17 protein-coding genes are annotated in these 20,669 nt (G+C 64.4%); 14 read left to right on the forward strand and 3 right to left on the reverse strand.

The genetic code is table 11. The features are described 5' to 3' along the window. Window positions 1–107 precede the first annotated feature (107 nt). From WYM_RS07140 to WYM_RS21425, 6 genes are all read left to right on the forward strand, one after another. Window positions 108–1,499: a M24 family metallopeptidase gene (locus tag WYM_RS07140; protein WP_019180144.1), complete on the forward strand. Its 1,392-nt coding sequence runs from the start codon at window positions 108–110 to the stop codon at window positions 1,497–1,499. A gap of 79 nt (window positions 1,500–1,578) precedes the next feature. After that, window positions 1,579–2,745, forward strand: coding sequence for a sugar ABC transporter substrate-binding protein (locus WYM_RS07145; RefSeq protein WP_019180145.1), 1,167 nt, complete (start codon window positions 1,579–1,581; stop codon window positions 2,743–2,745). 32 nt (window positions 2,746–2,777) lie between these two features. Beyond that, window positions 2,778–4,364: a sugar ABC transporter ATP-binding protein gene (locus WYM_RS07150; protein ID WP_083866174.1), complete on the forward strand. Its 1,587-nt coding sequence runs from the start codon at window positions 2,778–2,780 to the stop codon at window positions 4,362–4,364. Beyond that, window positions 4,361–5,419: an ABC transporter permease gene (locus WYM_RS07155; protein WP_019180148.1), complete on the forward strand. Its 1,059-nt coding sequence runs from the start codon at window positions 4,361–4,363 to the stop codon at window positions 5,417–5,419. Before WYM_RS07150 ends, WYM_RS07155 begins: the two co-directional genes overlap by 4 nt. 33 nt (window positions 5,420–5,452) lie before the next feature. Next, window positions 5,453–6,871, forward strand: a complete 1,419-nt coding sequence (locus WYM_RS07160) for an amidohydrolase family protein (RefSeq protein ID WP_019180149.1) — start codon at window positions 5,453–5,455, stop codon at window positions 6,869–6,871. After that, complete coding sequence (locus tag WYM_RS21425; RefSeq protein ID WP_083866166.1) at window positions 6,868–7,821, forward strand: alpha/beta hydrolase; 954 nt, start codon at window positions 6,868–6,870, stop codon at window positions 7,819–7,821. Before WYM_RS07160 ends, WYM_RS21425 begins: the two co-directional genes overlap by 4 nt. Here WYM_RS21425 and WYM_RS07170 read toward each other — a convergent pair. Continuing rightward, on the reverse strand, window positions 7,756–8,055 hold the full coding sequence (locus WYM_RS07170; RefSeq protein WP_019180150.1) for a Dabb family protein: 300 nt from the start codon (window positions 8,053–8,055) through the stop codon (window positions 7,756–7,758). The two genes, WYM_RS21425 and WYM_RS07170, sit on opposite strands and share 66 nt — an antisense overlap. A 98-nt stretch (window positions 8,056–8,153) precedes the next feature. Between WYM_RS07170 and WYM_RS07175 the strand changes: the two genes are divergently transcribed. From WYM_RS07175 to WYM_RS19625, 3 genes are all read left to right on the forward strand, one after another. Continuing rightward, entirely contained in the window at window positions 8,154–9,206 is a 1,053-nt protein-coding gene (locus WYM_RS07175) for a ketopantoate reductase family protein (protein ID WP_019180151.1), read from the forward strand. Window positions 9,207–9,345: 139 nt separating this feature from the next. Continuing rightward, window positions 9,346–10,029, forward strand: a complete 684-nt coding sequence (locus tag WYM_RS19620) for a cupin domain-containing protein (protein ID WP_202802629.1) — start codon at window positions 9,346–9,348, stop codon at window positions 10,027–10,029. A gap of 8 nt (window positions 10,030–10,037) precedes the next feature. After that, on the forward strand, window positions 10,038–10,658 hold the full coding sequence (locus WYM_RS19625) for a cupin domain-containing protein (protein ID WP_019180153.1): 621 nt from the start codon (window positions 10,038–10,040) through the stop codon (window positions 10,656–10,658). Window positions 10,659–10,942: 284 nt separating this feature from the next. Here WYM_RS19625 and WYM_RS07190 read toward each other — a convergent pair whose 3' ends face one another. Next, window positions 10,943–12,091 carry an SAVED domain-containing protein gene (locus WYM_RS07190; RefSeq protein WP_019180154.1) on the reverse strand — a complete coding sequence of 383 codons (1,149 nt, stop codon included), beginning with the start codon at window positions 12,089–12,091 and terminating at the stop codon, window positions 10,943–10,945. 106 nt (window positions 12,092–12,197) lie between these two features. Here WYM_RS07190 and WYM_RS07195 point away from each other — a divergent pair, with 106 nt between their 5' ends. From WYM_RS07195 to WYM_RS19630, 5 genes are all read left to right on the forward strand, one after another. Then, window positions 12,198–13,181: an SMODS domain-containing nucleotidyltransferase gene (locus WYM_RS07195; protein ID WP_019180155.1), complete on the forward strand. Its 984-nt coding sequence runs from the start codon at window positions 12,198–12,200 to the stop codon at window positions 13,179–13,181. Continuing rightward, window positions 13,178–14,854: a ThiF family adenylyltransferase gene (locus tag WYM_RS07200; protein WP_019180156.1), complete on the forward strand. Its 1,677-nt coding sequence runs from the start codon at window positions 13,178–13,180 to the stop codon at window positions 14,852–14,854. The genes WYM_RS07195 and WYM_RS07200 overlap by 4 nt, the downstream gene beginning before the upstream one ends. Window positions 14,855–15,065: 211 nt before the next feature. Then, window positions 15,066–15,521 (forward strand): helix-turn-helix domain-containing protein, encoded by a 456-nt coding sequence (locus WYM_RS07205; protein WP_019180157.1) that lies wholly within the window; start codon window positions 15,066–15,068, stop codon window positions 15,519–15,521. 116 nt (window positions 15,522–15,637) lie between these two features. Then, window positions 15,638–16,306, forward strand: coding sequence for a PIN domain-containing protein (locus WYM_RS07210; protein ID WP_192813723.1), 669 nt, complete (start codon window positions 15,638–15,640; stop codon window positions 16,304–16,306). Between the two features lie 736 nt (window positions 16,307–17,042). Further along, window positions 17,043–20,030, forward strand: coding sequence for an AAA family ATPase (locus WYM_RS19630; RefSeq protein ID WP_237739343.1), 2,988 nt, complete (start codon window positions 17,043–17,045; stop codon window positions 20,028–20,030). Window positions 20,031–20,212: 182 nt separating this feature from the next. Here WYM_RS19630 and WYM_RS07220 read toward each other — a convergent pair whose 3' ends face one another. Then, complete coding sequence (locus WYM_RS07220; protein WP_019180160.1) at window positions 20,213–20,659, reverse strand: acyl-CoA thioesterase; 447 nt, start codon at window positions 20,657–20,659, stop codon at window positions 20,213–20,215. Window positions 20,660–20,669: the final 10 nt, after the last annotated feature.

Below are 20,669 nucleotides of genomic sequence, written 5' to 3' on the forward strand. Positions count from 1 at the left end.
GCAAAACGTTCACTATGACGCTTGCATCCGTCTAGCGTTCATTTATACTGAACAGACAGCTGATCTTCGGAGAAGCACAACGAAGTGATCCACGAGGGAGGCCCCGCATGGCGATTGCGACCCATGGCTCGATGAATGTCGACTGGGAGACCCGAATCGACATGGACCGGCTCCGCGAGGAGCGACTCGCGCGTCTCCGCAGGCAACTGGAGATATCCGAAGCCGGGGCGCTGCTGGCCTTCGATTTCGGAAACATCCGGTACATGACGGCGACCCATATTGGCACGTGGGCGATGGATAAGCTGATCCGCTTCTCGCTGATCACGCGAAACTCCGATCCGATCTCCTGGGACTTCGGCTCGGCCGCCCGGCACCATCAACTGCGCAACCCATGGCTCGGTACGACTCACATGGACGCCGATGCCGATCCTCACGCCCCGCACCACGACGCGGTGCGCCCGCGAACTGAGCACGGCGCGAGGGCTGGTATCTCGCTGCTTCGCGGCGCGTTCCACCCCGAGGCGGGTATCGCCCGATCGGTCGCACAAAAGATCCGGCGTGAACTTGACCGATTCGGCTTGACGAACGAACCGCTGGCCGTCGATGTCATCGAGCTGCCTGTGCTCTTCGCGCTGCAAGAAGCTGGCATCCGCGTGATTGATGGACAGCAGATCTTCCTCGAGGCGCGGCGCGTGAAGACTGTCGACGAGATCTCGCTGCTCACTCAAGCGGCGGCAATGGTGGATGCCGCATACGAAGACCTCTACGAGTTCCTCCGTCCCGGAGTACGCGAGAACGAGGCCGTCGGCCTCGTGTCCAAGAAGCTCTATGACCTCGGCTCGGAGTACGTCGAGGGCGTCAACGCCATCTCGGGCGAGCGTTGTGCGCCGCACCCGCACGTGTACTCCGACCGCCTCATCCGCCCGGGTGATCCCGCATTCTTCGACATCCTGCACAGCTACAACGGTTACCGCACCTGCTACTACCGAACATTTGGGGTCGGTTCTGCGAGCCGTGCTCAACGCGACGCCTATGTGAAGGCCCGAGAGATCATGGATCGCTCCATCGCCATGGTGCGCCCCGGCATCACGACCGCCGACGTGGTCCGCGAGTGGCCGAAGGCGCAGGAGTTCGGTTTCCCCGACGAAGAAGCGGCCTTCGCACTCCAGTACGGTCACGGCGTCGGTCTGTCGATTTGGGAGAAGCCGATTTTCTCGAGACTGGTCTCACTCGAGCATCCCGAGACCATTGAAGAGGGAATGGTCTTCGCCCTGGAGACCTACTGGCCTTCGGCCGACGGCCTCGGCGCGGCGCGCATCGAGGAGGAGCTCGTAGTAACCGCCGACGGGTGTGAAGTGATCACGAAGTTCCCCGCCGAAGAGCTGATGGTTGCGGGCGGCCGGCGGTATTTCACCGTGGACGGTCCGATGAACCTGCTGCGCGACTCGCAATCGCACCTGAACTCGTCCATTGGGCGTGGAGAGGTGCCGGCGAGCTAAGACGTCCCGCCCGCACTGGGAGGGAGAATCCGTGGGCCGAGGGCTCGCGACTTTTCAACGATGAGGAGTAAGAGGCGACATGTTCCAATCACCTGGGGTCGAGCGCACCGCACGCGCCGCCGTACTCATGGCTGCGGCCGCGCTCGTCCTATCGGCGTGTTCGTCGATCGGGGACTCTGCCGGCGGCGAAGACAGTGGCCCGGCGGTAGACACCGCAATGCTGGAGGCCGGCTATGCGGGCGCGTTCGACGCACCCCCAAGCGATGGCCCTGCGGCTCAGCCCGACAAGTCCGTCTGGTACATCTCGTGCGGCCAGTCCTACGCGGCGTGCGCGGGCGCCGCAGAATCGTTTGCCGAGGCTGGCGACGCTCTAGGGTGGAACGTCACCATCCAGGACGGCAAGGCAGATCCAAACACTGCGGCGAGCATCATCCGACAGGGCGTGGCCGCCGGAGTTGACGGCATCGGGCTTTTCACCTATGACTGCCCCGCGATCAAGAGCGCGCTACTTGAGGCGCGTGACGCTGGCGTACCGGTGGTGAACTTCGGGTCGCTCGACTGCGACGACGAAGCGTTCGGCAGCGAAGAGCCGCTCTTCGCGGCGAGCGTGAACGAGCAGGGCTCCACCGACCAGGCGGACCTCTGGAAGGTGCTAGGCGAAGCCCGCGCGACGTACTCGGTCGCCTCGCTCGGCGGGGAGCCCGGAAAAATCATCAACATCTGGGAGACCAGCCAGCGCGCGCACCAGTGGCAGCAAGTCGGCTTCACTGAGGCCATGGATGAGCTCTGCCCTGAGTGTGAGGTCGTGAATGTTGAATTCACCTTCGCGCAGGTGCCGAACCGTTCTAGCGAGATTTTCAAGGCTGCTCTCGCGCAGAACCCCGACGTAGGTGTAGTCACGTGGGACACCGACGCCCTCATGGGCCTCGGACTCAGCACTGTCCTGCAGCAGGCCGGCCTCGATCCGAACGTCGCGCTAGTGGGCGCCGAAGGTAACCCGCCCAACATGGAACACATCAGGAAGGGCGAACAGACTTCTTCGTCGTTCATTCCCTACAGCTGGTACCAGTGGGCAATGGCCGACACATTCAACCGCATCTTCGCAGGCGAGGACCCTGCCTCCCTCCCCAGCCAGGGCGGTGGATACATGTTCATCGATGCCGAGAACAACCTCCCTGAGGAAGGCGAGCCGGTCGAACTTCCGATCGACTATAAGGCCGCTTACACCGAGGTTTGGAACGGCTGACCAGCCGTCCGACATCCGAGATCGAGGAACTCATGAACAGTCCAGCGCTTCCCGCTGACGTCGAGCGCGCCGAAAGGATAACCTCCTCCGGTCCCGCTCTACGCATCGACCGAGTATCGAAGACGTTCGGCGTCTCGAAAGCGCTGGACGACGTTTCCTTCGAGGTAGGGCATGGTGAGATCCACGCCCTCCTCGGAGGAAACGGCTCCGGGAAGTCCACGCTCATCAAGATCCTTGCGGGCGTGTATCGCGGCGATGAGGACGGCGGCGCGCTCGAGTTCGACGGCACCAGGGTCGAAGCGCACTCCATGACACCAGCGATCGCTCGAGACAATCGCCTTCGCTTTGTACATCAGAACCCGGGTCTGTTTCAGGATCTTACCGTCGCGGACAACGTAGCGATGCGCAGCGGATACCCCACCAGAATCGGGGCGATTCGCAAGCGTGCTTTGCACCGCCACGTCGCCGCGCTTCTTGATGCGTTCGAGATCGACGCCAAGCCGGGCGACGTGCTGGGCGACCTGCGCCCGGCCGATCAGACCATGATTGCGATAGCGCGCGCCCTCGAACGTAGCGACGGCGAGCCACCATCGCTGCTTGTGCTCGACGAGCCGACCGCGTCGCTTCCCCAAGGCGAGGTCGACGTATTGTTGGCGGCTCTGCGCCGCCGTGCGCACGCCGGCCAGGGCATCATCTACGTGAGCCATCGCATCGACGAGGTGATGTCGATCTCCGACACCGTCACCGTGCTGCGCGACGGCGAACACATCGTCACGCGACGGGCCGAAGGCCTCACCGAGGCGAGCCTCACCGAGTACATCGCGGGGCGCTCAATCGAGCGCCTATTCGGCGAGCGTCCCGACGAGACTTCCGCGCGCGGCGCGACAGTGCTCACGGTTCGCGAGTTGGCAGGCGGTCCGCTCGCTAACGTCTCGTTCGATCTTCATGAGGGCGAAATCCTCGGAGTGGCCGGTCTCCTCGGTAGTGGCCGCACGGAGCTCCTTCGCATGATCTTCGGCGCCATGCGCGCCGAGCGCGGGGAAATAAGGCTCCGGGATGCTCTCGTGGTCGGTGGACTCGACCCGCGCCCCGCCATGCGCCAGGGGATCGCTTACGTGCCTGAGGATCGGGCCCTCGACGCCTCCTTTCCTGACCTCGACGTAGAGACCAACCTCTCGATGGCTCAGGTTGGCAAGTACCTCCGTGGCGTCTTCATGTCTACGAAGGCAGAGCGCCGCGACGCGCTCGCCTCAATCGACGGCTTCGGCATCAAACCCCGCTCGACGAGCGCCGTATTCTCGACGCTGTCCGGCGGCAACCAGCAGAAGGTCGTGGTCGCCCGATGGCTGCGACGCAACCCGGCTGTCCTGCTTCTGGACGAACCAACACAGGGCGTCGACGTCGGCGCTCGGGCGGACATTTATAGCGCCATCCGGTCGGCCACCGCGCAAGGCATGGCCGTCATCCTGGTCAGTTCCGACTTCGAAGAGCTCGCACACGCATGCGACCGGGTGATCGTCATCCGCGACGGGGCTATCACCGCCGAAGTGCTCGAGCACCGTCTCGATCGCGAAATCCTCACTTATCTGACGTACAGCGGCAAGGAGAACGAGTCGTGACCAGCACCCAGAACGTACCCCCGCAGAGTTCGGCCGAAGTGGTAGCCAACTCGGCCTCGTCAGCCGCTCGATCTCACAGCACACGCGGTTCCGGCGGCGGGCTGCTCGAGCGCTATGGCCTCATCGGCATCTTCATTGCTGTGGCAATCGTCTTCGCCGTGCTGAGGCCCGAAACCTTCGCCCAGTACACGAATTTTCGGAGCCTCTCAATCTCGTACTCCGTCCTCGCCATCGCGGCGTTGGCACTGATCGTGCCGCTCGTCGCAGGCAGATTCGACATCTCAGTCGGTGCAAACATCGGAATGAGTTCGATCGTGGCGGCATCTGCGATGTCAAGATTCGACCTGCCACTCTGGGTCGCGGTCCTGGCCGGGATCGCCACCGGTGCCCTCGTGGGCGTGATCAATGGCGTGCTCGTGGCCTATCTCGGCGTAAACGCGATCATCGGCACGCTCGGAGTCAGCATCATCCTGCAAGGACTTATGAGCGCATACACCGGCGGCATCCCAATTAGCTCCGGTCTAGACCCGGCGTTGACCAACCTCAGCGTCTCGCTCATCGCTGGGATTCCCACGCTCTTCATCATCATGATATTGGTCGCCGTGATCACATGGTTTCTGCTGCGCCAAACCCCTTACGGCCGCTACCTCGAGGCCGTCGGATCAAATCTCGCGGCCGCCCGACTTACCGGCATCCCAGCCAAACGCATCGTCTTTCTGAGCTTCGTAATCGCCGGCTCACTCGCCGGCGTGGCCGGAGTGCTGCAGATCGGCGCGCAGGGCAACGCGGATGCGGCGACAGGCACAATCAACTTCATCCTGCCGGCGCTGGCCGCCGCGTTCCTCGGCGCAACCACCTGGCGCCCCGGTACGTACAACGTCGGTGGCACGATCATCGCACTGTACTTCCTCGCGATGGTCGTCAATGGTCTCTCGCTTCTAGGCGTACGCCCTTGGGTTACCGACGTCTTCAACGGCGCGGCTGTCATCGTTGCAATTGTCGTCTCGGCGCAGCTGCGACGACGTCGCACCGGCAGCATCGAGATCGGACAGTAGTAGTGGCCACGACCGCCCTGACCGGAGACCCTGATGTCTGACTATCTTGGAAACGAGCGGATCTTGATCCGCGGCGGCACCATCATTTCGGTCGATGAGGCCGTCGGTGACCTCCCGCGCGGTGACGTCCTCATCGATGGCGGCATGATCGTGGCGATCGGAGTGAACCTTCCTGACGAGGGCGCCCGCGTCATCGACGCGGACAACCATTACGTCCTCCCTGGATTCGTCGACACGCACCGGCACACGTGGCAGTCGGTGCTGCGCAACGTCGCCTCCGACTGGTCCCTCGGCCAATACTTCCAGGGCATGCACTTCGGCATGTCGTCACTATTCCGGCCCGAGGACACCTATATCGGCAACCTGCTCGGCCGCACCGAGGCGCTCGACGGTGGCATCACCACGATGCTCGATTGGTCGCACAACATGGCGACCCCAGAGCATGCTGATGCGGCCGTGGCGGGTCTGCTTGACGCCCCCGGACGCTCGGTGTTCGCGCACGGCGGTGGGGCGCCGCAGTGGCAGGTTCCCAGCGGTGTACCGCATCCGCGTGACGTGCTTCGCCTGCAGGAGCAATACTTTTCCTCCGAGAACCAACTCGTCACGCTACAGTTCGCCGCGCGCGGTCCTCAATACACGACCCCGGAGATCGCTGAGTCTGATTGGGAGTTGGCCCGCGAGGTCGGCACGCGCATCACGGTTCACGTCGGCGATGGTGCATGGGGCAAGAATCGCCACGTTGTGTGGATGCACGACCGGGGGATGACCGGCCCGGACGTCACCTACGTGCACTGCAACATGATCGACGATGAGGAGTTTCGCATCATCGCCGACACCGGCGGAAGCGCGTCGGTCGCTGCCGACATCGAGACTCAGATGGGTCATGGATGGCCGGCCACCGGGCGACTGCTGGATGTCGGAGTGCGACCTTCCCTGTCGATCGACGTGTGCTCATCCAACGGTGGAGACATGTTCCACGCGATGAAGACCACGATCAGCACCCAGCGCGCGCTCGACAACGCAGCCCTCGAGCGCAATGGGCTTTCGGCCACGGATGCAGCCGGACTGCGGGTCAGCTGCCGCGACGTAATCGAGTTTGCCACGCTCCGTGGAGCGATCGCGAATGGCGTCGATGACAAGGTCGGGTCCCTCACGGTCGGTAAGCAAGCCGACATCATCCTGATTCGCGCGAGCGACCTGTCGATGTTCCCGCACAACAATCCGTATGGACAGATCGTCTATAACGCACACGCCGGCATGGTGGACACGATCCTTATCGCCGGTCGCGTGGTGAAGGAGGAAGGCCGGCTTATCGGGACCGACGTCGGGCGAATCAAACAGCTCGCGCAGGAGACCAACGACTATTTGTTCGCCGAGGCGGCGAACAAGGACTTGATCCGCGACGCGTCGCGAGATGGGCACTGGCACCCGCGGCCGGTTGTGGCCTCATGAGCGCGGCGGTCCCGAGGACCTTTGTTGTCCACACTGCCGATGCAGCGCTCGAGGTGACCGAGTGGGGGGCTGGGGACCTCGTCATGCTGGTGTCAGGATGGCCGCAAACCCAATACGCATGGCGGAAGCTAGTACCGCTCCTGGTCGATGCAGCGCACCGCGTCGTCGTGGTCGAACCCAGGGGCCTGGGCCGCAGTACCACCCAGCATCTGCCCGCCGACCTGTCGCCCGCGATCGACGACCTTCTCATCGTTGCGCAGCGCTTCACGTCAGATCCCTTCCACCTGGTCGGCCATGACATTGGAGCCTGGCTCGCACACGGCCTTGCGGCTCGCGAACCTGCCGCGGTGCGCTCACTCGTGCTGGTAGATGCTGGTATCCCGGGCCTCACGCCCCCACCTAGCGGCAACCTCGACGAGGGTGCGAACGCCCGGAGTTGGCACTTCGGCTTTAACCGACTGCCCGACCTCCCCGAGCTGCTACTCGCCGGGCGCGAGCGCAGCTTCCTCGATTGGCTGCTGCGCAGCAAGAGCGCCGACCACGCATGGATCACCGACGAGGTGGTGGAGGAATACGCCGAGGCGCTAGCCGCTCCCGGTGCGGTCACAGCCGGGATGGACTACTACCGCGCCGTATTCTCTGCACTCGGACAACGCGCCGCAGCTATAAGGGGAGCCCGCTCCATCAACGTGCCGACGCATGTTGTCTCAGGCCGACGTGGTGTCGCCGAAACTCTGCAGCGCGCCCTCGAAAATCGGTCCGCGCGACTCTCAGGAGTCGTACTGGAAGACTGCGGACACTATGTCGCGGAGGAGCGCCCGGAAGCACTTTTCCGTGAGATGCTCTCCTTCTGGCGTCGCCTGGATGACGCTCGCGCACCCGAGTCAGATCTCGTAATCGACCACCGCTCGATCTCGCACCACCGTGTTGACGATCTCGACTGCGGCTAGGTGAGCAGGATGCTGCTGATATTCGGCCAGCGCATCCCACGATGTGTGCTCCGACACGAGTGCGGCGTCCCAATGCGCGGCGACCAGCTTGGGGTCGCCGTCTACCCGCAGAGAATTCACGCCTGGCACGATCCCGCCGACCGGCGTCAAGGTCTCCACGATCTTTGCGACTGCGGCCCGGCGGGCCTCCTCGTCGTCAATGCCGACAGAGAAAAGGACGATGTGGCGGATCATGTCGCTCCTTTCGTTCGAGGACGTGATGCCAAGGAGCATCGAACGCCGATGTTTAGTACTACTGTACAAAGCCAGCCCGCCTAAGCAAAGGAGCAGTCGTGAGCAAACTTCGAATCGCCGTCCTCGGTGCCGGTGCCAACGGTGCTTCGATCGGCGCGGACCTAACGAGGACGGGTCACGATGTCACGCTCATCGAGCAGTGGCCTGAACATGTCCGCGCGATGCGCGAGCGCGGCGCGAAAATCGTGATGCCCGAGGAGACGATCACCGTGCCTGTGCGGGTGCACGACCTGTGCGAGGTCGCGACGTTCACCGAGCCCTTCGATGTGGTGCTACTTCTTGTGAAGGCGTACGACTCTCGCTGGGCCGCGGAATTGATTCGACCGTACGTCGCCCCCGACGGGATGGTCGTCGGCGTGCAGAACGGCATGAGCGTCGACGAAATCGCCGCCGCTGTGGGACGTGAACGCACCATGGGATGTGTCATCGAGATCACCTCGATGATGTTTGAGCCAGGCATCGTCGAGCGTCACTCGCCGAAAGACCGCTCTTGGTTCGCGGTCGGCAGCGCCTTCGAGGAGACCGCTGGCCGAGAAGCCGAGATTGCCGACCTTCTGCGCGAGGTCGGCACGGTAGAGGTGGTGGACGATATTCTCTCCGCCAAGTGGATGAAGCTGGTCAGCAACTCCACGACCCTTGTGACAACAGCAATCCTCGGCATACCGATGATCGAGGCAGCTGCCATACCCGAGATGCGGCGGTTGATGTTGCGCTCGGGTCAGGAGGCGTTGCAAGTAGGAGTGGCCGCCGGCTACCGCGTCCTGCCAATCTTCGGCTTGGCGCCAGCCGAGGTATCGGATGAGTCCACGGTCGTGGAGACGCTCCTCGACACGCTCTTGGGCGGGTTCGTCCTGCCCAGTTCAAGAACGACAATCTTGCAGGACTGGTTGAAGGGCAGGCACAGCGAAGTGGACGACATCAATGGCCGAGTCGTCGCGCTGGGGCGGCGTCATGGTGTGGACACTCCCGCCAATGCTGCGGTCGTGGAGCTCGCCCACCGCATTGAACGGCACGAGATCGAGCCCGGCCGCGATAACCTCGCTGCCCTCCTCGAGCTCGCTCCCGATCCGGGTGTCTCGGTGGTCGACTGATGAGCGATAACGGCGCGCACCGGGGACGTCCGTCGCAGGAGCGGGTATGTTTCCCTTGAGTGAACGTCGTGGCGACTCCGTCGCCGACGTGTTATCGGACGATTTAGCCCGCGACCTTCGTCGGGGGAACAGGATGCAGATGGCGACGACGGGGTTGGGCGGCAAGATCCGGGCGGCGAGGACGGCGCGAGGCCTGAGCTTGCGCACGGTGGCCGCCGCAATCAATCTTTCGCCGAGCCTGCTGTCCCAAGTGGAGACCGGAAAGATCCAACCGTCAGTCAGTACGTTGTACGCGATCGTGACTTATCTCGACCTTTCGATCGACGAATTGCTTGACCGTGGCGCACCCGCGTCCGAATCCGATCCGGGGCCGCGTGGACCGGAGCACCCAGTTCAGCGCTCCGGCACCCACCCGCTCGTCACGATGCAGAACGGCGTCACGTGGGAGCGTCTGGCGACGCTCGGACCGACAGACCGAATCGACCCCATCCTGACGACCTACGCGCCACGGGGAGCGAGTTCGATAGAGGACTCGCATATGCGTCATTCTGGCGTGGAGTACGGCTATGTCATCACGGGCGAGTTGACCCTGAAGCTTGATTTCGAGAGCTACGTTCTACACGCGGGTGACTCCGTGTGCTTCGATTCGCGACGCCCGCACCTCTACGTGAATCACACCGATCAAGTCACGCAGGGCGTGTGGTTCGTGGTCGGTCGCAACGAAGAGGGCGACGCGACCGAACCCGGTGGCCACATCAATGCGCGCACCGCGGTGGACGCGCTGGAGATCCTGCGATCTACGCGCACCGAAGGCGGCGGCTAGGAGCAGGCGTGACGGACGACGATTGGCACAAGGTCGGTGAGCGCATCCGTGAAGCGCGCATCGCGGCCGGGCTGTCTGTGCGCGAGCTCGCACGACGCATGGGAGTATCGCCGAGTCATGTGTCCCAGGTCGAGCGCGGAATCGGATCCTTCAGCGTTCCTACGCTGTACACGGTCGTGCGCGAACTTGGTCTTTCAGTAGGAGACCTCATCCCCGCACCCGTGATCAGCCCGGCCGCCTCACCATCAGAGAGGGAGCGGGAGATCCGGGACACCCCGCAGTTCGTCCTGCGCAAGGAGAGCCGACCGACCATCCGCCTCAGCAACGGGCCTCGGTGGGACAGGCTGACGCCACAGAACGAGCCGGATGTGGAATTTCTCGAAGTGACTTACGAGCCCGGCACGGGGGGGCATGCGAACCACATTCAACACGATGGCCGCGAGTACGGGGTTGTAATCGAAGGAGAGCTTTCTGTCGAGGTGGAGGGCACGACGGCCGTGCTCCAAGCGGGGGATTCGATCGTCTTTGACTCGCAACGTCGCCACCGGTTCTGGAACGGATCCTCCGTGGCGGTTCGCGCCGTATGGTTCGTGCGCGACCGCGCCGGATCGACCGTCCCGCACGTGTAAGGGGCAGCGATCCCGCGGCAGGGCGGCTGGCTGGCGAATCTGACGCTCGATGAAGGCAGCCATTTCGGAGCATGGCGAATGCAGAAACCCAGGTAAATGCCGAAATCCTTCTCTCGCCGATATTAGATCTTATGTCAACTCAGGTTGACATAAGGTCGATCTGGCCTCCGTCGAGGAAACCGTGTTCGCCTCTCGGATGTGTGTCGAGACCTGAAGGCGGACGACGCGTACGGTGATGTCAGAACAGGGCGGCGAACGTGTGATTCAGCGGGATCGCCTCAAAGTCAGCCGACTCTGAGCGCTTCCACGTAGTCTTCGGCGGTCCGCTGGTACACGACGAGCTGTGGCTGGGCGTCGCGCATGTGGTGCTGGCCGGTGGCCACCGCAGCGGCCACGGGGACGGCTGCGAGGAGGTGAATCCGCTCGCAGCTCGGGTAGTGGGATTCGACTCTGGCCAGGGCGCGGCGCCACGCGGAAGCGAACGCGGCGAGGTCCGCCTTCGTCTGGATCAAGTCCGGACCGATGTTCTCGACAGTCAGCGCGACGCGGGGGAGGTCTACCAGATCCGCGGGTGCTCGGCTCACGTCGACCGCTGCGGACACGCTCACCGTCACAACTACGTCCCGGGCCTGGGCATCGGCGCTTCCATGGGAGACCTCGAATGCGGCCGGTGTGAGCGGTTCGTTCCGCCAACAGCACGCGAGATCTTCCGCGTCGCGGAATCGGGGGAACACTCGGATGTCGGCCTTGTCATCGAGGCGGGACCCGAGGAAAACGAGGAGCGGGATTGGCGCCATCGCGAAGACGGCGACAGTGGGGTGGGGAGAGTCGCGAAGACCCTCGAGCTTGGCCGCGATCTTCTTCGTGCCTTCGTCCCACACCCACGATTCGGTGTCCTCGGAGTCGATGGACACGATGTACTCGGCGTCGTGGGGGTGTTCGCCGGCTGGTCGTAGATCCTCGTAGTGGAGTGCTGCCCCGACCTGTCTGTCGGTTGCCGGTGAGAGTGTCCCGCGGATTCTTCCTGTGACGCGAACGACGGCGGCCTCTGTCACGGTGGCGAAGTCAGTCACGCGGCGAACGCGATCCTCGTGCGCGCGCTTGTGTCGGGCGAGGTACTCCTCGGTGTAGATCCTCTCCGCGCCGATGTCGTCGACCATCCGATGGCACTCATGGCATAGGAGCAGCAGGTTCTCCGGTAGCGCACGCTCGTCGAGAGTGAGCGTCGATTTTCCCCGCGGCGACTTCTTCCCCTTGGTCGCGCCCACGTTGTGGGCGACCTGCCCGTGTGGGATGTGGTGGAAGTATGTGCGGCCTCCGCCGAGAAGGTAGGCGGAGCACAGCACGCAACGGCCCGCAGCGCGAACCCAGATCTCGCGAATCACCTGCTCGCCGATGCGTGATCTCGCGACCTGCGTGTTCCTGCGCGTCATGCATTGCCCATCTCAATGTCGGAAGCCCTCTTTATCATAGGAACTACACCGTTGTGATTCATCGGCGGTGCTGGGGAACGAAGGTCCGAATGGGAGGGGTTCCGTTATGCAGCTCGAGGATCATTTCGGAGTACTGCTCCGAGACACTGTCAACCTGAGTCCGTTCCGGCTCAACACGCTCGACGACCGGGTGGCCAAGATCTACTCCGCGCTGCAGAACGACACCGAGCTGGGGCCGCGCGTGCTCGGCATGAGCAAGCAGGGCTCATGGGCGCACCGGACCATCATCAATCCCGTCGGGGACAACGAGTTCGACGCGGACTTCATGCTCTACCTCAAGGATGACACGGATTGGTCCGCGAAGGACTATCTCACGAACGTCAAGTCGGCGCTGATGCGTAGCTCCGTCTACGGCAAGATGCCCGTGAATCGGAAGAACCGATGCGTGCGCGTCGTCTACGCGAACTCGTGTCACATCGACATCGTTCCCGCCATTGAGCGCGGTGGCCTCGAGTACGTCGCGAACTACGAGGATGACAACTGGGAGCGGACGGATCCTAAGGGGTTCACCACGTGGATGAAGGAGAAGGACACCATCACCGGCGGCAACCTCCGCCGGGTGATCCGTCTCATGAAGTTCCTTCGCGATCACCGGGGATCCTTCAAGGGGACCCGGTCCGTCATCCTCACCACGCTCCTCGGCGAACAGGTGAGTGCCTTCCGCACCTTCGGCGACTCGGGTTACTACAAGAACGTCCCCACCACACTGCTGCACGTCGTCAGCGACCTCGACGAGTACCTTCGGGCGAACCCCACAAAGCCCGTCATCATGGACCCGTCCGGCTCGGGTGCCAGCTTCGACCACCGGTGGTCGCAAAAGACCTACGCGAACTTCCGCGACCGCATCCACACGTACGCCGCAGACATGGACGCCGCGTACCACGCGACCGACAAGGACGACAGCGTCTCGAGGTGGCAGGCCCTGTTCGGGGACGGATTCAAGGCGCCGACGACGTCCGAGTCGAGCACGCCCTTCGGTGAGCCCAAGTCCGCTCCCGCGTCGACCAGCCTTTCGGGACGCGCCGGTTGAGTCCCGCGCCCGGTCGTTCACCGTGGCAGGAGCAGTTCCTCGCCGATCTGGACTCCGTCGCGCGTGCGCATCCGGAACTGGTCGGCATCCGCGAACGGCGCAAGCTCTCCGACGCCGGAGAGTTGCCGATCCAACTCGCGATCCACACCGCGAACTTGGTTCACGGCGAAGGCGGGCTCGAGCTCGACCAGACCGAGATCGTCGAGATCACCATCCCGCGAGAGCCCGCCCAGCCCCCCTCGGCCCATGTCACACACCCGAGATTCGTCGGATACCCGCACGTGCTCAACGGCTACGTTCTGTGCATCTACCTCGACCCGGATCGAGAGTGGAACCCGGACCACAGTGCCACAGGATTCCTCAACCGTCTCTGGGGTTGGTTCGAATCGGCTGCGGCCGGAAAGTTCGACCCGCGCACATCACTGTTCCACGCCGTCGGTGGAACCAGTCACGCAACGGGATCCACTTCGACAGTAGTCATTCGCGACGAGCTCGCCGACGGAATCGCTCGGGTTTGGCTCGCGCCGAGGAATGACCACCGATTCGACCTCACATTCAGCGACTCAACCGACAGCCTCCGCGCGACGATGCTGACCGCTCCCGCGCCGCTGCCCCTCGGGACAGGCACCACCGTTCTCGAGCTCTCCACCCTTCTTGACGACCCCACGCTGAGTCGCGCTGGGCGGCCCGAGCCCGGCATGCCTGCAAAGCGAGACTCTATGTGGGTCATGTTCACGGCAGCCGCAAGACGGAACCCTGACAACTCGCCGCAGCCCTTCATCCTCCGCGTTCCACATCCTGCGGGAGGCGTCCCTCATGTTCTTGTCGGGGCGCTGCCCGCGGCAGCAGCAGACGCCCTTCGCTCGGGAACCGATCCCAAGGATCCGGACATCGAGTGGTGGCGCGTGTCCGACGAACGTGCCTCCGTGACAACTCGCCGGGACTCGACACGACCTACCGCAGCATTCGTTGGGCGCACCGTGCTCCTCCTCGGCTGCGGTGGCTTGGGCTCGTGGATGGCCGAGTTCATCGCGCGCGCTGGTGTGAAGAAGATCGTCCTGTCAGACCCCGCCGTGATCTCCGGCGGGCTTCTCGTCCGGCAGAACTATGCCGAGGGCGATGTCGGCGCGACCAAGCAATCTGCGCTGGTATCGCGCCTCCGTGCCATCCGCGACGATCTCGAAGTCGAAGTGCTCGCTGACAGCGAGTGGCTCGAACTCGAGGATCTTGATCTCATCGTCGATGCCACCGTCAACCTCGCGAACGGCCAAGCTCTCGCCGTCGTGTCACACAGCCTGCTGGTAGCGCAGGTGGCAGTTGACCCACGCACCGCATCCATGGGAATGGTCCTGGTAAAGCCGTCGGGATGCACGAGTTCCATGCCGGAACTCGATGCCCACGCAGGACGCATCGTCCTGAACGATCCGACTCTCGAGGACTATCACTCCATGTGGTCTGCCGGTACTCACGGCTTTCTCACACCCACGCGCGGCTGCTCCGTCCCCACGTTCCACGGGTCGGCCGCCGACGTCGCAGCCGCGGCAGGAGTGATGCTTTCCCTGCTCGGCACGCAGCTCGTGTCTCCCGCAACCGGAGTCCACCTCTTCACGCTCCCACACGCAGCGGCCCAGGAAACCAAGACGGCAGTTTTCCTCCCTCTCGGCGTCACCTAGAGGGCCCTCGCGTCTCCGCACAGGTCATGCTTGGGGTCGGCACCTGGTTCTGGCTGGATACTTGAAAGCATCCGCGTACACTTGGGGTTGCATTTATATCTGCAAGCTCATATCTTCAGGGCAACGGCATTATGCAGATATGCGATACCCAGTCAGGCGCCGGCACGCTCAACATCGCCGGCGCCCACAAGCAACAAGAGAGCACGCATCCATGAACGCCACGCTTCTCGCGCACTCCGGCGCAGTCACTGAGCAGGTTCTGTTCGACGAGAACATCCAGCAAGAGGCCCGCGAGGTCATCGCCGAGGCCCACGACCGTAAGCCGATCGGCATCGCCATCGAGCTTGAGGACGGCTCGGCGATCTCCCTACCAACCGAGCTGTCGCGCGCGCTCGTGTTGGCCATCCACGGCATGACGCAGGGCAACGTCACGATGCGCGCTATGCCCGAAGAGCTCACCACTTCGACCGCTGCCGGGATCCTCGGCGTCTCGCGGCCGACGCTGATGAAGCTCATCGCGGAAGGAGACGTGCGTGCCACGAAGGTTGGCAGTCACCACCGCCTCAATGTCCACGACGTGCTTGCCCTGCGCGATAAGCGCGAGGAGACTCGCAGGATCGCGTTTGACGAACTGCGTCAGGTCGACACAAACCTCGACCTTGATTGACTGCCACTTCCAGAAGTGTCGTCCGGTCTTCCCCATCGGCGCTCACGTGTCGAAGGGATAGCCCCCGGAGTTGATACGGATCGGGGGCTATTCTCGTGCCTATGGATCTGGTTTTCGTGGACGCGAACGTCCTGTTCAGCCGCACGCTGCGCGACTGGACGTTGATGCTGGGCAGGGAGTGCAATCGCTTCGCCGTCATCAGCTCACGGGACTGTCTCGTGGAGGCGATCGCGAACATCCGCGAACGGAACCCTGAGGCCGAAGGCGGCGCGATCAGCCACATTCACGACCTCATCGACCGCTCGCTCCACGACCTCATCACGCAGTACCCGGGCGGGCCAATCGACGGGATGCCCGACGAGAAGGACTGGCACGTAGTGCATGCCGCGACCGCAGCAGGTGCGAAGATCCTCGTCACCTCGAACATGAAGGACTTCGCGCCAGTCGCAGACTTACTGCCCTTCGACCTGTATTCTCCGGACGAGCTCTTCGATCTTGTCTGGAAGAATGACCCCCGCGGCGTCGAAGACGTCACGATCCAGCAGGTGCGCTACTGGAAGGGTGAAGCGGAGCGCTACGAGGCTGAGGGACGGTCTGCACCCAAGGGACTCGTCCCGGCCCTTCACGACGCCGGCGCTACGGAGTTCGCCGGCATCATCGCACAGACCCTTCGCAAGCTCGGCTGCGAGAAGGGAATTACCGAGGGCGGTACTGCTCCCTCGGCCGCGGCTATCCCGGATCTGGATCCAGGGCTCACGACGGAGGCGGTGCCGTCTCCCGTGTGACCCGCGTTGGCAGTGTGGTGCTCAGCGGGTGCCAACTACTACCGCCTGACAGCCGCTGGGTTCGCTGAACCAGCCATCGAGCAATCGACGATCGCTTGCCGATGCGTGCGTATCCGGCCTACCTGCGCGTGCTCGTCCGCAACACAATGCGGTTGCGGGCCGGCCGCGACGCCGTAAAAGCCGGTCCTCCACGGCGGTTGGAAGCTCGCCGCGTGTAGTCATCGGTGTAGATCCGGATCGAGTGCGGCGCGTCACTGCACGACTATTTGACGCCGTTGAAAGGAGCCCCACGAATCCGACCAGCACCGCCCGCTCCGGTCTGTGCGCGGACCGGGGGCATCCGCTCGATCACCGGTCCTCGGTCGCGCGAATCGTTCGGGCGACCAGACTCCGTCCCTCCGATGCTCAGGACGCCTGTTCCGCCCGCCCGATGAACTTGCACGCCAACGTGCCACAAACGCGCGGGCGGAACAGACTGCGGGACGGAAGTCGAGGCAGCGAGGACAAGACAAAACCGCAATGCACGCAGGCACTTTCTGTGGAAGTCATTCCCAGTTAAGCAAGTTCCCGGTACTCTGGTGTGGTGCGGGGTGGCCTCGAGCGTTGGAAACGGGGTGTCGGATCGCAGGGGGTTCGGCAGGCGATCGGGTATGCCCTCAAGGGGTCATGCGACTCGCATCTGCGGTCCGCCGGTGTGGATGCGCTCGCTAGGTACGGGGCAGCTGACACGACAGGCGTGACACGGTTCACCGTGGAGGCGGGAGTGATTCGGACCGACGGGCTGGACGAGGCAGCGTTGCGCCGGTGGGTGGATGGGTGTGATCCGGCGACGGGTGAGCGGCGCGGTCGCGATCTGCGTTCGGCTGACGCCGACTTGATCCTGGACGGCACAATCAATGCCCCGAAGTCGTACAGCATCGCCGCGTTGATCCACCCAGAGCTGGCGCGCGAGTTCGAGGCACTGCAGGACCGGTTGCGGGAGCGGGTCATCACCACGTGGCAGCGGGAGCTGAACGCGCGCCGGGGCACCGGAGGTTGCGTCCGTGAGGCGCTGCACCGGGTGGAGGTGGTCGAGTTGCAGCACCGCCGATCTCGTGCACTGGACCCGCACATCCACCGCCACCTGTGGCTGAACGTGAAGGTCCTCGGCCAGGACGGGAGATGGTCGAACGTGGACTCCCGCGTGGCGATGAAGATGCACACGCTCATCAACGCGGAGGGGGAGCTCGCCGCCCGCACCGACCCGGACTGGGTATGCGCGCTTGCCCGCCACGGCTACACACTGAACGCGGATGGCGAGATCACCGAACTGGTCCACGCGGTGCGGCCACTGTCACGCCGATCCACACAGATCGAAGCGAACCGGGCCATGCTGCTGGCGGAATGGCGGGACGAGCATCCCGGGCAGGAGCCGGGCCCGGATCAGCTGCACCGACTGGACCGGTTGGCGTGGTCTAAGGCTCGCCCCCACAAGCCCGGTGACATCGACGAAGCCGCATGGGAACACCTCATCGCCGACGAGCTCGAGAGCATCGACCCAACCATCCTCCAGCCCCGACCCGCCGTGACCCCACGCTTCGTTGGGGTGGAGGAGCTGGATGTCAGGCTGCTTGCCGCATGCGCCGCGGTCGATGCGGATGCCCGCTCGGCGGCATGTGGGGGAAGATTCAGCCCGTTCGACGTGCGCGCCGGTGCCACTCGTGCAGTTGCCTCCTCTGGCATCGTCGCGTCCCGGCCGGTGTTGCAGGAAACGATCGACGAGGTCACCCGCTGGGCGCTCGAGTTGACGGTCGATCTGCTTCCCGAAGAGCCGGAACGTCCGGCGCATGTGAAGGGATACATGGCGGTGGCGACCGCGACGCTCAAGGCCGACCTTGCGGCCCGACTCGATGCGCTGACGCGTGCCGGCGCACCCGCGGCGGAGGGCGAGGTTGTCGCGGCCGCGGCGTCGGTGCTGCGCGACGGCGTGCAGCTGGATCGTGAACAGGTGCGCGCGGCCGCGGCGATCGCGGGGACGGACCGGCTGGTGTCGGTGACCGGGCCTGCGGGAGCGGGGAAGACCACCATGCTGCGGGTCGCGAACAGCGTCCTTGCGGCGCAGGGCAGGCGGATGGTGGTGGTCGCCCCGACGAAGAAGGCGGCATCGGTCGCCGGCCGGGAACTGGGTGCCACTGCGTCCAGCCTGCACGCCCTGCTCGCCGACCACGGCTACCGGTGGACCCGCGATGGCGCTGGCGGCGAGGTCTGGACCCAGCTCGCAGTCGGCGACATCGACCCTGCGACCGGCCGAACCTATGAGGGGCCGCGTCGGTTCCCTCTTGCCGCGGGGGACCGGGTGGTGGTGGATGAGGCGGGCATGATCGACCTGCACACCGCCAACGCCCTTGCCACCGTCGCCGCCGGCACGGGGGCGGGGATCGCGATGGTCGGCGATCACCTGCAAGCTCGGCCCGTGGGCCACTCCGGGGCGATGGCCACCCTGACCCGGCGTGCCACCGCCGTCGTCGAACTTGCCGCCGTGCACCGGTTCCGCGACCCGGGCTACGCCGCCCTCACACTTCAGATGAGGGAACCCGCGTCGAAAGAGATCGCCCTCGGTGTCGCAGCCGACCTGAACGGACGTGGCCTGATCCACCGGGTGGCTGATCATGTGCAGGCTCGCGACGTGATGGTCGAAGCCTTCTTCCGGTGGACGCGAAACCATCACCGTGTCGCCCTGGTGACTAGCACCAACGAAGAGGCGGACGCGATCAACGAGGCCGTACAGCAGCGCCGCATCGACACCGGCGACCTCACCACGACACGAATCGCAGCCGGGCAGCACGAGCAACGACTGCTCGAGGGCGACGTGGTGCAAACCCGCCGCAACGACCGTGACACGGGCGTCGAGAACCGGGCCCTCTGGACCATCCGCCACATCACCCCCGCCAGCATCGAACTGGCCAGCATGGGCGACGGCGCCGACACCCGCACTGTCAGCCTCGATTACGCCGCGCAACATGTCCATCTCGCCTACGCGTCCACGGTGCACGGCATCCAAGGCGAGACCACCGACGCGTCCATCGTCGGACCCGGCGTCGACGCGTCGGGCCTCTACGTCGGAATGACCCGCGGCCGCAGCCACAACGAGGCGATCGCCATCGCCAGCAGCGACGCAGCAGCCCGGGACAGGATCGCGGACAGTATGCTCCGCGGAATCCCCGAAGTCAGCATCGACGACTCCATCCGCGCCGCCCGCACCGAAGTCCAGCGTTCCGCCCGCCCACTCGCCCCCTGGTCGGATCGCACCGGGCGACCCCTCGGCCACGTCCCCGACATCGAGCGCTCGCACACCCACTACCAACAACAGCACCACACCGCTCGAAGCAAACTACAGCGCAGCAGCGCGTGGCTGCACGCAACCTGGCGCGCACTACTCGACCTCGACGCCCGCATCGCCAGCACCACCGCCACCGGCCACGCCCGCAGCGCCGACCGTGACGACGGACTCCACAGCGCCCGCGAGCAACTCGCCGACCAGTATCAATCTCGCAGCAGCAACCACGCAGAACTCGTCAACGCCCACCGCCGGACCGCGCAGCTGCTTGAGGCAGCCGAAACCGAACTTCGCGCCCGAGCGACGCTCACGCCCGACCAGCACCGAGGCGAGAACGCAGCACGCGGGGTCGAGGCGTCCACGCCAACTCCCAGCTGTGTCCAGGGATCCACCTACCTAAGCCGGTAACGCCAACGCACCACGTGGACAGGGATTCGCGGCGCAACACGCCTCGCAGGGGAGAGACTCAGGCCGTGGCCCACGTGCGCGCGGGACGTGGGTCGGCGAGACGGAGCGTCATTTCCGCGTTCGTCTGATCCTTCTCTCTGTGCCGACGTGTGCACTGATCTGGGTTCATAGGTGGCTTTTGCTCACGACGACGGCTCGACTCTCGCCTGAGGTATCCGATCCCGGGTGTACGTGATGTCGGTGTAGCCGTGAGGTGACGGAGCACCGCTCGCATCGAGATTGACGAAGACGATGCGCTCGATGGCGAGAATGCGCCGGCGCGTGATCATGTTGCGGACTTCGGCGCGCATCGTGAGCGATGTTCTGCCGAAGGCCGTCGCCCGCAGCCCCATCTCGATGAGGTCGCCCTGCACGGCGGAGCTGACGAAGTCGATCTCCGACATGTACTTGGTCACCGCGCGAGGATTCCCCAGCTGGAGAATCGCGTAGATCGCCGCCTCCTCATCGATCCAGCGCAGGAGACTGCCGCCGAAGAGAGTCCCGTTCGCGTTGAGATCCTCCGGGCGCACCCAGCGTCGCGAGCGGAAATTGATCTCGTGCTCCGCCTCCGAGGCCGTCGACTCCGTCACGGTGCTCCCT

Origin of the sequence: Microbacterium yannicii PS01 (assembly GCF_000304335.1) — a bacterium.
In the GTDB taxonomy this organism is placed as follows: Bacteria; Actinomycetota; Actinomycetes; order Actinomycetales; family Microbacteriaceae; genus Microbacterium; species Microbacterium yannicii_A.

Coding starts and splice junctions, on each gene's coding strand:
- WYM_RS07140 (WP_019180144.1), top strand. CDS start 108: ATGGCGATTGCGACCCATGGCTCGATGAATGTCGACTGGGAGACCCGA.
- WYM_RS07145 (WP_019180145.1), top strand. CDS start 1,579: ATGTTCCAATCACCTGGGGTCGAGCGCACCGCACGCGCCGCCGTACTC.
- WYM_RS07150 (WP_083866174.1), top strand. CDS start 2,778: ATGAACAGTCCAGCGCTTCCCGCTGACGTCGAGCGCGCCGAAAGGATA.
- WYM_RS07160 (WP_019180149.1), top strand. CDS start 5,453: ATGTCTGACTATCTTGGAAACGAGCGGATCTTGATCCGCGGCGGCACC.
- WYM_RS21425 (WP_083866166.1), top strand. CDS start 6,868: ATGAGCGCGGCGGTCCCGAGGACCTTTGTTGTCCACACTGCCGATGCA.
- WYM_RS07170 (WP_019180150.1), bottom strand. CDS start 8,055: ATGATCCGCCACATCGTCCTTTTCTCTGTCGGCATTGACGACGAGGAG.
- WYM_RS19620 (WP_202802629.1), top strand. CDS start 9,346: ATGGCGACGACGGGGTTGGGCGGCAAGATCCGGGCGGCGAGGACGGCG.
- WYM_RS07190 (WP_019180154.1), bottom strand. CDS start 12,091: ATGACGCGCAGGAACACGCAGGTCGCGAGATCACGCATCGGCGAGCAG.
- WYM_RS07195 (WP_019180155.1), top strand. CDS start 12,198: ATGCAGCTCGAGGATCATTTCGGAGTACTGCTCCGAGACACTGTCAAC.
- WYM_RS07205 (WP_019180157.1), top strand. CDS start 15,066: ATGAACGCCACGCTTCTCGCGCACTCCGGCGCAGTCACTGAGCAGGTT.